The organism is Niallia sp. FSL M8-0099 (assembly GCF_038006945.1).
Taxonomy (GTDB): domain Bacteria; phylum Bacillota; class Bacilli; order Bacillales; family Cytobacillaceae; genus Niallia; species Niallia circulans.
Genome location: NZ_JBBOWF010000001.1, coordinates 1,405,103 through 1,419,001 on the forward strand (window position 1 = coordinate 1,405,103; position 13,899 = coordinate 1,419,001).

The window sequence follows — 13,899 nt, forward strand, 5'->3', positions numbered from 1 at the left end:
TTCCTAGTTAAAACTAAAAATAATAAGATTGGAGAAGACGAATGTCCATAAAATTAATCAATATTGGTTTTGGAAATATAGTTTCTGCAAATAGAATTATCTCTATTGTCAGTCCAGAATCTGCTCCCATTAAACGTATTATCCAAGATGCTAGGGATAGAGGATCCTTAATAGATGCAACATATGGTCGAAGAACGAGAGCTGTTATTGTGATGGACAGTGACCATGTTGTTCTTTCAGCAGTTCAACCAGAAACAGTTGCACACCGTTTAAACGATCGTGATGAGATCATAGAGGAAGGGTAGGAGAAAAATTTGGTAGAAAAGGGACTTTTAATCGTTTTGTCTGGACCTTCTGGTGTAGGGAAAGGAACAGTGAGAAAGGAAATCTTCTCACAAAAAAATACATCCTTTGAATATTCTATTTCCATGACCACAAGATCACCGCGTGCTGGTGAGGTAGATGGAGTAGATTATTTCTTTAAATCAAGAGAAGAATTTGAGGATTTAATTGAACAAGGAAAGTTACTAGAATATGCAGAGTTTGTTGGAAACTACTATGGTACACCTGTTGATTACGTTAGAGAAACGACATTAAAAGGCAAAGACGTCTTTTTAGAAATTGAAGTAGAGGGCGCGAAGCAGGTTCGCGAAAAGTTTCCAGATGGATTATTTATTTTCTTGAGTCCGCCAAGTTTATCAGAGTTGAAAAATCGTATTGTGACAAGAGGTACCGAGTCAGAAGAGATTATTAACAACCGCATGAATGTGGCAAGAGAAGAAATAGAAATGATGCACTTATATGATTATGTCGTAGAAAATGATACAGTAGAGAATGCTTGTGAAAAAATAAAAGCAATCATTGTTGCGGAGCATTGTCGCAGAGAAAGAGTAGAACCAAAATACAAAAAAATGCTGGAGGCCAATTAATCTATGTTATATCCATCTATTGATAAATTAATGACAAAAATCGATTCAAAATATTCATTAGTATCTGTTGCTGCAAAAAGAGCAAGAAAACTACAAACTAATGCGAAACCACAATTAGCAAAATATGTTTCTCATAAAAATGTAGGGAAAGCATTAGAAGAAATCAACAAAGATCAATTAACTTATCGTGTAAATACACCCAATGGTGCAAGCGAGGAATAATTAAATTTTTATCATATAGTACGAAATAAAAGGCTTAAGTAAAAGGAATGATTCCATTTACTAAGTCTTTTTTCATGGACATAATGATTATTTAATTATATGCTAACAATAATAAAAGAAATACAAATCTTACATATGGCTGAAGTTTAAGGATATTAATTTTAACAAAGTGGGAGAATTTCTGCTTAGGATTGCTCGCATTTTTTATTAGCAACTTGCTTCGCCAATTCATTAGAACTTATTCATAAACAAACAATATATCTCACTCTTAACGAACAAAAAAGATTCATATTGTCTGACAGCTACAAATGGTTCAATTAATCCGGTCGCAGAGGGTTTATCTGGCTGATAATACGATTACTATATCATAAACTTTAGAATAGAAAGAAAGGAAGGAGGCACATGATGTTGAATGGCAAGAAGATTCTTCTGTGTGTAACAGGGGGCATTGCGGTATATAAGGTATGTGCTTTAACTAGTAAATTAACGCAAAAGGGAGCAGATGTAAAGGTTATTATGTCGGAATCAGCAATGGAATTTGTGAATCCATTAACCTTTAAAGCCCTCTCTAAAAACGAAGTATATACAGACACCTTTGATGAAAAAGATCCAAAAGTGATTGCACATATTGATTTGGCTGATTGGGCTGATTTAATTTTAGTAGCCCCAGCAACGGCTAATGTAATTGGAAAGATTGCAAACGGTATTGCGGATAATATGATTACAACAACCTTACTTGCAGCAACAAGCGATGTTTGGATTGCGCCAGCGATGAATGTACATATGTATGATCATCCTGCCGTTATTAAAAATATTAACACGCTTCATGACTATGGTTATCGCTTTATTAACCCAGGCGAAGGTTATTTAGCATGCGGCTATGTAGGCAAAGGAAGATTGGAAGAACCGGAAATGATTGTTCAGCATATGGAGGATTATTTTTCCAATAATAACAAGGACAAGATCTTAACTGGAACAACCGTACTCGTGACTGCTGGACCAACGCGCGAAAAAATTGATCCTGTTCGTTTTATTTCCAACCACTCTTCTGGAAAAATGGGATATAGTATTGCCAAAAAAGCTATGGCCTATGGGGCAGATGTTATTTTAATATCTGGACCTACAAATCTAACTCCACCAAAAGGTGCTCAGGTTATTTCAGTGGAAAGTGCGGAAGAGATGTATAACGCTGTAATGACATACAGAGAAGAGGCTGACATTATTATTAAAACAGCTGCGGTAAGTGACTATAAGCCTACGATTGTTTATGACCACAAAGTGAAAAAGCAAAGTGGTCCAGAAACAATTGAATTCACGCGGACCCAAGATATTTTATCCGAACTTGGAAAAAGAAAAGAACAGCAGATTCTCATTGGCTTTGCAGCGGAAACACAAAATATGGCTGAATATGCAATGGATAAATTAAAACGGAAAAATGCAGATATGATTGTGGCTAATAATGTAAATAGACAAGATTCTGGCTTTGGAACCGATACAAATCTTGTGACTATGTATAAGAGAGATGGAACTTCAATCGAATTACCGCTTCTTTCTAAGGATGAGGTAGCGGAAAAAATATTGGAACAAGCAATGCAGATGAAGGAAGCTGTTCAAAAATGACGGTAGCCAAAGTAATTGTCGATGTACCGGCAAAACAAACGGACAGACCCTTTGATTATCTAATTCCGAAAGAATTAGAAGACGTTATTCAACCAGGGATGCGCGTAATTGTTCCATTTGGTCCTAGAAAGGTACAAGGCTTTGTGGAAAGCATAGAAGAATCCTCAAGCTTTAAATCATTAAAAAAAATTATAGAACCGATGGACTTAGTGCCCGTTTTAAATAAAGAACTTTTATCTCTTGCTGACTGGTTGTCCCATTCTACGCTCTGTTATAAGATTTCTGCTTTTCAAGCGATGTTACCACCGGCTTTAAAAGCTAAATATGAGCGTAAAGTAAAAAAGGTATCTAGGGAAGAAGAGAAGATGGCTGAAGGGGTAGCCGCTCTTTTTACTAAAACGGAAGAAGTGGTTTGGGAGGAAGCGTTAAAGAATGTATCTCTTTCTTCCTTACAAAAGGAAGTGAAGAAAGGAACAATCGAGGTTTCCTATGAGGTACAATCAAGAGGCAAGAAGAAGAAGGTAAAGCATATTTATCCTCTTCTAAATAGGGAAGAATTACTTCATTATGAAGAATCGCTGAATAAAAACGCTAAAAAACAAAAAGAATTATTGGTTTATTTTAGTGAGCATCCAGACCCAATCGAACAAAAGCAACTACTTACGAAATTGAGTATTTCAACAGCTGTAATAAAAGGACTAGTCGAAAAAGGGCTTCTTGCAGAAATGGAAAAAGAAGTATACCGCGATCCTTATCAAGAGCGGGAGTTTGAAAGAACATTTGCCTTGCCTTTAACCGATGATCAGGCGAAAGTGGTGGCGCCGATTCATCAGGCGGTAGAACAAAATCAGCATGATGTTTTTCTGTTGTATGGTGTAACCGGTAGTGGGAAAACAGAGGTATATTTACAATCCATTGATAAAGTGTTGGCAAAGGGAGAAGAAGCAATTGTCCTTGTTCCGGAAATAGCGCTGACACCACAGATGGTCAATCGTTTTAAAGGCCGCTTTGGCGATCAGGTTGCCGTTCTCCATAGTGGGTTATCGGTGGGAGAAAAATATGATGAGTGGCGGAAAATCCAAAGAAATGAAGTAAAGGTGGTAGTTGGAGCGAGATCTGCTATCTTTGCGCCATTTACAAATCTCGGGCTTATCATTATTGATGAAGAGCATGAAATGACATATAAGCAAGAGGAGAATCCTCGCTATCATGCTAAAGATGTCGCGATCGAGAGAGGGAAAAAGCATGGATGTCCGATTATTTTGGGTAGTGCCACGCCATCTTTAGAAAGCTTTGCAAGAGCCCAAAAAGGTGTATATACTTTATTGTCTCTTCCTAATCGCATGAATAATCAAGCACTCCCGAAAGTGGAAATTATTGATATGCGAGAAGAATTGAGAAATGGCAATCGCTCTATGTTTTCCGAAGTATTGCTGGAAAAACTGAAAGATCGCCTAGAAAAAAAAGAACAAACCGTATTGTTTTTAAATAAACGGGGACATTCCTCCTTCGTCATGTGCCGTGATTGCGGTTATGTCGTGAAATGTCCAAATTGTGATATTAGCTTGACCTATCACCGCTTTCAAAATCAGATGAAGTGTCACTATTGTGGATATGAAACGTATACGCCTACTACTTGTCCAGAATGCAGCAGTGAGCATATTCGATATTTTGGAACAGGGACGCAAAAAGTAGAGGAAGAGCTGACAAAAATCCTCCCAGAAGCAAGGGTTATTCGCATGGATGTCGATACAACTAGTCGAAAAGGAGCCCACGAAAAGCTGCTGCAAAAATTTCAAGAGGGAGAAGCAGATATTTTATTGGGAACACAAATGATTGCCAAAGGACTAGATTTTCCAAGAATTACGCTAGTTGGTGTACTGTCAGCTGATACAATGCTTCATTTGCCAGATTTCCGCTCATCGGAGAAGACCTTTCAATTACTGACCCAAGTAAGCGGCAGAGCAGGCAGACATGAATTACAAGGAGAAGTTATTTTTCAAACCTATACTCCTGAGCATTATAGTATTGAGCTTGCGAGCGAACAGGATTATGACCGTTTTTATGAAACAGAGATGATGATTCGCAGACAACATGCTTATCCTCCTTACTATTTTCTTACGATGATTACAATTAGTCATGAAGAGCTAATGAAAGTAGTCGGGGTTGCGGAAAAAATCACCCAGATTGTCCGAAATAGATTATCACCGCAAACAGTTATTTTAGGACCAGTCGCATCACCAATCGCAAGAATAAAAAATAAATATCGCTATCAATGCCTAATAAAGTATAAACAAGAACCAAACTTGGAAGAAGTTTTAAAATCAATTTTAGATCATTACCAAACAGAAATAAGCACAAACGGCCTGCAGATTTCGATTGATGTTAATCCGTTTATATTGATGTAATATTCTGTTTGCCTATTCGAACAGTTTGTTCAGATTAAAACTATAAAGACCATAGTAATAAAAAACATGGGTAAGGTCTCCGGCGATGACCTTACCCATGTTTTTATTTCGTTAATTATTTTCTTTCTCCAAATAATAAATGCCAATCTGTATATTTTGCTTATGATTTCCAAAATGTTCCCCGAATAAAGTCAACCCACCAACTCTTTCGGATTCCTCTTCAACTGCAATTCTTAGAGTGAGGAAAGAAGAGCTCTCGAGCTGTAATTCATTAATCGTTACGCTGGAAAAGGGTTCGCCATCAATGCCTGTATCAATTTTATTCACCCTGATTGTTTTTAGCAAACCGTACTGACTGAATTTATCATTCCACCATTTCGGTGTATACCGTCCTCTCACATCAGAAAAATTACCAGGAACCGTGTATGTGCCAAGCTTAACATTATTTAAATAAAATGTTATGTCGCTCGGCCAAACATTATTGGAAAGTGGGAATTCAGAAGCAAGCTCCAAACTGATTTCTACCATTTCTGGAATTTCATTTGGTCCAAGTAAGTTAGGGATTTTATACTCTACAAACCCCTGAGACAACCACAATAGCTGGGCGTCCACTCTTTGGCTGTCCATAAAATATTTCGGATCATCCGCTTTTCCGATTATTTCTTTTTCTGTTGCAATCCCGCAAGTAGGCTTTACAGAAAAATCTGTATAATGACCAATTTTTAAATCAGTTTCGTGGAGTTGATATTCTTTAAATATTTTTCTTGGAAAATGAATTTCAATATTGTCTATCGCTAAATAAACAATTTTCTGCAGTCCTGATTTTCCAGGGATTCTTTCCGATTTAACAATTCCTGCTTCTTCTAGTTTTTGAATATGACGGGTAACGATGGCGGCGCTTATGCCTAATTGTTTTGCTAAATCGGATATATTCATGTTGTTTTTGGCGAGAATTTCTATGATCTCTATTCTTGTTTCACTAGCAAGTGCTTGATAAATGTGAAAATAATCCTTTGAAATTTGTATTTGCATAGCAATCTCCTTTAACTTTATGGTTAAAAAGTAGCTTGTCTGTTTATTTTATCATCCACAGTGTTTAACTTCAATAGAAAACACTGAAAATATTGTTTGAATAAGATTGACAACGCTTTCTTATGTTGTTAAATTAATAGTGTAATAAGAATATTAGTAATAACTTTAACTTTTTAGTTAAAGAATTTCGTTAAGTAATAAGTTAAATAAAAGGAGGAATTAATGTGGGGGCAAAGAGCAAGCTTTGGAAGTATGTTGGTGTGATTGGACTCTCAATCGGTATTTTAGCAGGCTGTGGAGATTCGGAAGCAAGTAGCAGTGCCAAAAATGAAATTACGTTTTGGAATCCGTTCACTGGTCCAGATGGTAAAAATATGCAGGCGATGGTAAATGAATATAATAAAACGAATCCTGAGTACAAAATCAAAAACGTCTCTTTAAAAGAAGGAGATATGTATACGAAAATCCCAACAATCGTAAACTCTAAAAAGAATATTCCTGATTTAACGATTGTCCATGCAGAACGAATTAAACAGTTTAAAGATAATGATATGTTAACTTCTTATAATGACTTGCTTGCTGATTTTCCGGAAATTAAAGCAGATAACTATGTAGCAGAAGCTTGGAAGATTGGAGAACTAGATTCAGAGCGTTATAGTATCCCATTAGATATTCATACTTTCGGACTTTACTACAACAAAGATTTAGTTGATAAGTATTTGCCGACAGCATTGGATGACAATATCGTTACATTTGATGAAATTAAACAAGTTGGCGAGAAAGCCCAAAAAGATAAAATCAGAGCATTAGGGGTAACATGGCTAAAGCCTAATTTCTTGTCCTTGTATGCACAAAATGGTGGTGAGTTAACAGAAGATGGCATTCAACCAACTTTAGTAAACCAAGCAGCGAAAGATACTTTTAATCTATGGAGAGATTATGTAAAGGCAGGTTATACAACAAAGGATGGAGAAGATCCAACTCAAATGTTCTTAACTGGAAAAGTTGTTTTTCTTCCTGAAGGAATTTGGATGCAAAACCAAATTAAAGAATCAAAGGTAAATTGGGGATTAACTAATGCGCCTCAATTATCAGATGATTTATCGAAAGCGGTCAACTGGTCTTCTTCTCACCAATTTGTCATGCTGAAAGATGACTCACGTACGGAGGAAAAAGAAAAAGCTGTTGTGAAGTTTTTAGACTGGGTTCGTGATAATTCAATGGAATGGGCAAAATCGGGACAAAATCCAGCAACGCTTGCGCTTTTAGAAAATGAGGAATATAAAGCAATGCCACAATCATTCTTCTTGGCAACACCTGAACAACAAGCAACATTAAAAATCTTTGACTATAAATACAATGGTTATGTTTCAGAATTATTAGATTCTAAAGCTGGGGATGTCGTATTCTCCAAAACAGAAACAGATAAAGCATTAGAAGATATGGAAAAAGAAATATCTGCTAAGGTAGAAAAAGATAATTCGAATTAATGTTTGCTAAAAAATAAGAGCGCTTACTTATAGCTGGTGATTGGAGAAGCCGCTGACTGTTTAAAAAGGTAGTTGTTTACTATTGAGACATATTAATTATGCAATTCTTGATGAAGTTTATATCAAACAGCTAAATAAATAAAAAAGCAAGCAGCCTAAATATAGTAACAAAAGTGCAGCAGGGAATCGAGGTATTTAGGCTGTATGCTTAATCTAGATAAGATGAAAATCTTATTCTAATAGAAGCGAGAGGAAAGGAAGTAGGCGTATGGAAACTGTTCCCGCTACGAAAAATGTAAAACAAATGAAAATAAAAAACTCCAGGAATACATCCTTTGCACCATGGCTATTTTTAGCCCCTCATTTGATCATTTTTGGAGTGTTTTTTCTTATTCCAATCTTTTTTGGAGTTTATATTTCTTTTACAGAATGGGATTTAATTAGTTCGCCAATTTTTGTTGGATTGGATAATTATAAAGAATTATTACTTCAACCAGACTCCGTCTTTTATGAACAACTTCATAATGGGTTGAAAAATACCTTTTTATTTGTTCTATTTACTGTCCCATTTTGTATTATTGTACCTCTGCTTCTTGCAGCAGCTTTGAACACAAAAACAGTTCTGTGGAAAGTATTTCAGTCATTATTCTATTTACCATCGTTGTTTGCAATTTCCGCTGTCATTATTATATGGGGGCTTATGTTTAATGTAACATATGGTCCAATTAATAATATTTTCAATCTGGAAACCGTTTGGACTGGTACTCAGCCTTATGCGTGGATTGCGCTAGTAGCCGTAACAGTTTGGTGGACGATTGGAGGAAATATGATCATTTACCAAGCGGCATTGAATGGTATTCCGAAAGATTATTATGAAGCGGCAGATATTGATGGAGCTTCTTCTTTTCAGAAGTTTATGAAAATTACCCTTCCAAGCATTAGAGGTCAGATTCTTTATACGGTTGTTATCACAACCATTGCTCAATTTAACGTCTATGGGCAGCCGTTGATGTTAACAGGTGGCGGCCCAACAGATTCAACAAGGGTGTTATTAATGGATATTCAGCAAAATGCCTTTGGTTCAGGTCAATCGATTGCGGGGATCTCGTCTGCGATGGCGGTTATTCTTGGACTTTGTATAATGGTTGTTGCATCATTACAATTCTTTTTCTTAAGAGAGAAGAAGAATTAATTAAAGGAGGAAGAGTATGAGCAGTAAAAGAATCAATCCACTACCTAAAATAATCGGGTTTGCCTTTTTGCTTATCATGGCTGTGATTTGGATTATTCCTTTATTATGGGGAGTTGTAACCTCCTTTAAATCAGAGATAGAACTACAAACAGTGGGCTTTAAATTTCTTCCCATTGAATGGGTACTGACAAATTACACTACTTTATTAGTTGATAATACAAGTACACCATTGGTTCGTTGGTTTACAAATTCAGTTGTTATTTCTGTGTCACACACATTATTAGTATTAATTGTGGTGACATTATCAGCCTTCGCTTTTAGCAGATTGAATTTTAGAGGGAAACACGGTTTGTTTGCCTTTTTAATGGCAACGATGATGTTTCCTGGTGTAGTAAATCTTATTCCTCTTTATAAAATCATCGACGTTCTCGGCTGGGTGAATTCTCCGATTGCGATGATTGTTCCAGGTGCAGCAGGTGTATTTAATATCTTTTTAGTTAGACAATTTATGAATAATATTCCTCTAGAATTTGATGAAGCTGCTCGTATGGATGGGGCTAGTGATTTTCAAATTTTAGGAAAAGTAATCTTGCCTTTGATCAAACCGGTTCTCCTTGTTGTTGCCTTATTTTCCTTTACGGGATCATGGAATGATTTTTTATGGCCATCGATTGTTTTTAATGATATTGAAAAAATGCCGATCACACCGGGTCTGCAGCTATTGCAGGGGATGTATCAAGCACAGCCAACCTTATTAATGGCAGGCGCATTGGTTGCGATAATTCCCACTTTTATCTTGTACCTATTCGCACAGAAATACTTCTTGGAATCAATGTCCTTATCAGCTGGAGTGAAAGGATAATGAATAGAAAACTAGAAAGGAATTTAGTGAGAATAGTAGGCGTTTGGCAAATCATCGATGGTCTTATTACGATCCTGTTATATGGAACACTAAAAAAGGTCGAAGGTGCAAGGCTTGCGGAGGACTCGGCTTTTGTCTATATGAAAGCGATGGAATCTTATGTTGGAAGTGTCTATATATTCATTGGCATGTTTGGGGCTTTATTAATTGGTCTGGGGTTAATAAATTTAGTCTGTGCCAAGAAATATATGATAGATGATCAAGTTCATGTAAAGGTTGCCGTATGGCTGTTTGTATGTGGAGCATTATCCTATATCATCATGGATATTATCAGTCTAGTTTTATGTATGTCAGCGGGTATTTTAGTTTTAGCAAAAAATAAATCTATTCGAAAAATAAATAGGACAACAAATAATCGAGTCGGAGGTATAAATTAATGAATGTACTTCATCCAAATCCTCAGTTTCGCAGAGCGGAATGGGTTTCTTTAGATGGAAAATGGAAATTTGCGTTTGATGATAAAAAAGTGGGAGACAAAGAGAGATGGTATGACTCTTTTCCAGAAAGCCAAACCATCAATGTGCCGTTTACTTATGAGACGAAAGCAAGCGGCATCAATCAACAAGAACATCATGAAACAGTATGGTATGAAAGAACAATCGTAATTGATGATACAAAGAAGCATCCAATTGTCCATTTTGAAGGAGTAGATTATGAGGCTTTTATCTATGTAAACGGGAATCTTGCCACGATCCATCAAGGAGGTTACCATGGTTTTTCTGTGGATGTAACTGACTTTGTAACAACTGGAGAGAATAAACTAACTGTTAAAGTCAAAGATTCAAAGGATTGTGCACAACCGAGAGGAAAACAACGCTGGCATGATGAAAATTTTGGCTGCTGGTATGTTCAGACAACGGGAATATGGAAATCCGTTTGGTTGGAATATGTAAATGAATCCTACTTAAATCATGCGAAAATTACACCATTATTTGATGCCCAACAAGTAGCGATTGAAGTAGAAACAAAAGGAATTCCGCTAACGGCAGATGGCTATAAAATAGTGGCATCCATCCAATTTGACGATAAAGTAATCAATGAATTAACAGCTAATATAATTGATAATGTAGCGTCCCTTACTGGAAGTGTATTAGAAAGACTGGATCCATGGACAATGAAAGTATGGAGTCCAGAAAACCCTAATTTATATGATTTGACGCTTAAATTGTACCACCATGATGAATTACTGGATGAAATTCAATCTTATTTTGGTATGCGCAAGATATCTATTGAAGGAAATAGAATTCTTCTTAATAATAGAGAGTTATATCAACGCTTAATTTTGGATCAAGGCTACTGGGAAGAATCAGATTTAACACCACCAAGTGTTGCAGCGTTGGAAGAAGATATCGATAAAATATTAGCATTGGGATATAACGGAGTTCGTAAGCATCAAAAAGTAGAAGACAGTAGATTTCTATATTTAGCAGATAAGAAAGGGCTTCTTGTCTGGCTGGAAGTTGGTTCGACGTATGGCTTTAGTGACAAAGCAGTCCGCAATTTTACCCATGAATGGCTGGAAATTGTGAAGCAAAATTACAACCATCCGAGTGTGATTACATGGGTGCCATTTAATGAATCGTGGGGCATTGGCGATATCCATCATGATAAGCAGCAACAAGCTTTTACGGAAAGTATCTATCATTTAACTAAAGCATATGATTGTAATCGCCCTGTTATCACAAATGACGGCTGGGAACATACTATTTCTGATATTATCACATTGCATGACTATGAGGAGTATGGAGCGCTGCTTGCTAGTAGATATAAAGACAGCGACAAGTTAATGTCTAATGGTATCCAGTTCAATAAAGGTTTCTATGCTTTTGCAGAGGGTTATCCGTATAAAGGTCAGCCAATCCTTATTTCTGAGTTTGGCGGAATTGCTTTTCAAACAGAGGAAGGTTGGGGCTATGGGAATCAAGTGAAGGATGAAGAAGCGTTCTTTAAACGTTTTGAAGACATTCACCATGCAGTTCAGGATTTAGAATACGTATGTGGTTATTGTTATACACAACTAACCGATGTCCAACAAGAAGTAAATGGCTTGCTTACAATCGATCGGAAGCCAAAAGTTTCTGTTGAGAAAGTAAGACAAGTAAATACCCGAAGATTATAATCATAGGAGTGTATAAGATGACGAGACAAGAATATCCCCGCCCGCAGTTCGTGCGTGACCAGTGGATTAACTTAAATGGAACTTGGCAATTTCAGTTTGATGATAAGAATGTAGGGGAACAGGAGCAATATTTTAATAAAGAAACACTGGATAAAGAAATACAAGTACCGTTTGTTTACCAATCTAAGTTAAGTGGAATTGGGGAAAGAACCATTCATGAATATGTTTGGTATAAGAAAGAAGTAGTGATTCCTAAATACGCAGATAAACGAACAATCTTGCATTTTGGTGCGGTAGATTACTATTGCAAGGTATACGTGAACGGAAAATTTGTGGGAGACCATGAAGGCGGGCATACTTCATTCTCATTTGATATTTCGAATTATTTATTAGACGAAAACCAAAGTATTACTGTTAAAGTCTACGATCCTATCAATGATGAAACCATTCCACGAGGGAAGCAGTTCTGGGAAGAGGAACCAAGGGCGATTTGGTATACGAATTCTACAGGGATTTGGCAGACGGTCTGGGTGGAACAAGTAAATAATGATTATCTGGAAAAAGTTCGATTTACTCCTGATCTAGACCGCGGTGTCGTCTGGATGGATTTTGTTTTAAATAAAGAAGCAGAAATATCAAGAGCGAATTATTATGTGAAATACAAAATAAGTTTTAAGAACATTTTAATTGCGGAAGATCAAATTAAAATGAATAGTCTTGCAGAAAAACGCGCGGTTGATATTATTCAAAATAAAATTTTTCGCACCAATTTTCACGATAGCGGCTATACTTGGTCACCAGAACACCCTAATTTATTTGACGTATCTATCGAACTTTGTGATGAAAAAGGAACCGTTTTAGATAAAGTGCAATCTTATTTCGGCTATCGAAAAGTCCATACAGAAAATGGTATGGTTTATTTAAACAATAAACCATACTATCAAAAACTGGTCCTTGATCAAGGTTATTGGCCAGAGGGACTTTTGACAGCTCCGGAAGCAGAAGATTTAAAAAAAGATATAGAATTAGCGAAAGAAATGGGATTCAATGGATGCAGAAAGCATCAAAAAACAGAAGATCCTCTCTTCATGTATTATGCAGATACATTAGGTTTTCTAGTGTGGGGAGAATGTGCATCAGCTCCTGTTTATACAAAAGAAGCAGCAACAAGATTAATGAAGGAATGGATGGAAATAGTCGACCGTGACTATAATCACCCTTCTATCGTTACTTGGGTTCCCTTAAATGAAAGCTGGGGTATTCCGGATATTCATCATGATAAAAAACAACAGCATTTCTCTACAACCATGTATCACATGCTCCATGCCATTGATGATACTCGTCTGGTTATCTCTAATGATGGCTGGGAAGCAACAGTTACAGATATTTGTGCGATTCATAATTACGGTCATGGAAATGCTGATGAAAAAGCAAAGTATCAATACTTCAAAGAGTCTATATCTTCTGTTGAAAATTTACTTACACATGCTCATAGCAAATGGGAAGTGTATGCTGAGAACCACTCCCACCAAGGAGAACCAATTCTGTTAACAGAATTCGGGGGCATTGCCTTTAAGATGGGGGAACAAAGCGGTTGGGGCTACACTTCTGTCGAAACTGCGGATGATTATATAACAGAATACCGCAAAATCATGGAAGCAATCTTTCAATCGAAGGGACTATGGGGCTATTGCTATACGCAGCTGACAGATGTTGAGCAAGAAATTAATGGGATTTTAACGTATAATCGTATTCCAAAATGTGATTTATCCAAAATTAAAGAATTGAATAATCTCTTCTTTCCCGAGCGATTGGCTACTAACGGGAAGAGGATGAATGGAGGCATAAACTAAATAAATAATCTGTAAAGGCAAACAATCTCAAAGTTAGTTATTAGATAATAGTTACTTTCTAACACGGATTTTTTATCGTTTTAAATATAGCCATGTTTAAAAACTAATTTGT

The 13,899-nt window shown here is 36.5% G+C and carries 12 protein-coding genes; 11 read left to right on the top strand and 1 reads right to left on the bottom strand.

The genetic code is table 11. The features are described from left to right. Nucleotides 1–41: 41 nt before the first annotated feature. The 5 genes from remA to priA all read left to right on the top strand — a co-directional run bounded on the left by remA (nucleotide 42) and on the right by priA (nucleotide 5,179). On the top strand, nucleotides 42–305 hold the full coding sequence (gene remA / locus NSQ92_RS06535) for an extracellular matrix/biofilm regulator RemA (protein ID WP_016201046.1): 264 nt from the start codon (nucleotides 42–44) through the stop codon (nucleotides 303–305). A gap of 9 nt (nucleotides 306–314) precedes the next feature. Beyond that, nucleotides 315–929, top strand: coding sequence for a guanylate kinase (gmk, locus tag NSQ92_RS06540; protein ID WP_047939944.1), 615 nt, complete (start codon nucleotides 315–317; stop codon nucleotides 927–929). Between the two features lie 3 nt (nucleotides 930–932). Further along, nucleotides 933–1,151 carry a DNA-directed RNA polymerase subunit omega gene (gene rpoZ / locus NSQ92_RS06545; RefSeq protein ID WP_047939945.1) on the top strand — a complete coding sequence of 73 codons (219 nt, stop codon included), beginning with the start codon at nucleotides 933–935 and terminating at the stop codon, nucleotides 1,149–1,151. 405 nt (nucleotides 1,152–1,556) lie between these two features. Next, nucleotides 1,557–2,771 carry a bifunctional phosphopantothenoylcysteine decarboxylase/phosphopantothenate--cysteine ligase CoaBC gene (gene coaBC / locus NSQ92_RS06550; protein WP_061796745.1) on the top strand — a complete coding sequence of 405 codons (1,215 nt, stop codon included), beginning with the start codon at nucleotides 1,557–1,559 and terminating at the stop codon, nucleotides 2,769–2,771. Further along, a complete protein-coding gene (gene priA / locus NSQ92_RS06555) occupies nucleotides 2,768–5,179 on the top strand; it encodes a primosomal protein N' (RefSeq protein WP_047939947.1) in 2,412 nt (803 codons plus the stop codon). Before coaBC ends, priA begins: the two co-directional genes overlap by 4 nt. 111 nt (nucleotides 5,180–5,290) lie before the next feature. On the opposite strand, the gene NSQ92_RS06560 is transcribed toward priA, so the two are convergent. After that, the gene (locus NSQ92_RS06560) at nucleotides 5,291–6,211 is read right to left on the bottom strand and encodes an ArsR/SmtB family transcription factor (protein WP_047939948.1); all 921 of its coding nucleotides are present in this window, start codon (nucleotides 6,209–6,211) and stop codon (nucleotides 5,291–5,293) included. Between the two features lie 224 nt (nucleotides 6,212–6,435). Between NSQ92_RS06560 and NSQ92_RS06565 the strand changes: the two genes are divergently transcribed. The 6 genes from NSQ92_RS06565 (at nucleotide 6,436) to NSQ92_RS06590 (ending at nucleotide 13,787) form a co-directional block, all read left to right on the top strand. Continuing rightward, on the top strand, nucleotides 6,436–7,701 hold the full coding sequence (locus NSQ92_RS06565) for an extracellular solute-binding protein (protein ID WP_053215544.1): 1,266 nt from the start codon (nucleotides 6,436–6,438) through the stop codon (nucleotides 7,699–7,701). 268 nt (nucleotides 7,702–7,969) lie between these two features. After that, entirely contained in the window at nucleotides 7,970–8,893 is a 924-nt protein-coding gene (locus NSQ92_RS06570; RefSeq protein WP_341152491.1) for a carbohydrate ABC transporter permease, read from the top strand. A gap of 16 nt (nucleotides 8,894–8,909) precedes the next feature. Then, entirely contained in the window at nucleotides 8,910–9,755 is an 846-nt protein-coding gene (locus NSQ92_RS06575; protein ID WP_047939949.1) for a carbohydrate ABC transporter permease, read from the top strand. Beyond that, nucleotides 9,755–10,192 (top strand): hypothetical protein, encoded by a 438-nt coding sequence (locus tag NSQ92_RS06580; RefSeq protein ID WP_047939950.1) that lies wholly within the window; start codon nucleotides 9,755–9,757, stop codon nucleotides 10,190–10,192. The genes NSQ92_RS06575 and NSQ92_RS06580 overlap by 1 nt, the downstream gene beginning before the upstream one ends. Continuing rightward, a complete protein-coding gene (locus NSQ92_RS06585) occupies nucleotides 10,192–11,934 on the top strand; it encodes a glycoside hydrolase family 2 protein (protein ID WP_095321276.1) in 1,743 nt (580 codons plus the stop codon). Before NSQ92_RS06580 ends, NSQ92_RS06585 begins: the two co-directional genes overlap by 1 nt. A gap of 17 nt (nucleotides 11,935–11,951) precedes the next feature. Further along, on the top strand, nucleotides 11,952–13,787 hold the full coding sequence (locus tag NSQ92_RS06590) for a glycoside hydrolase family 2 protein (RefSeq protein ID WP_341152492.1): 1,836 nt from the start codon (nucleotides 11,952–11,954) through the stop codon (nucleotides 13,785–13,787). Nucleotides 13,788–13,899 lie beyond the last annotated feature (112 nt).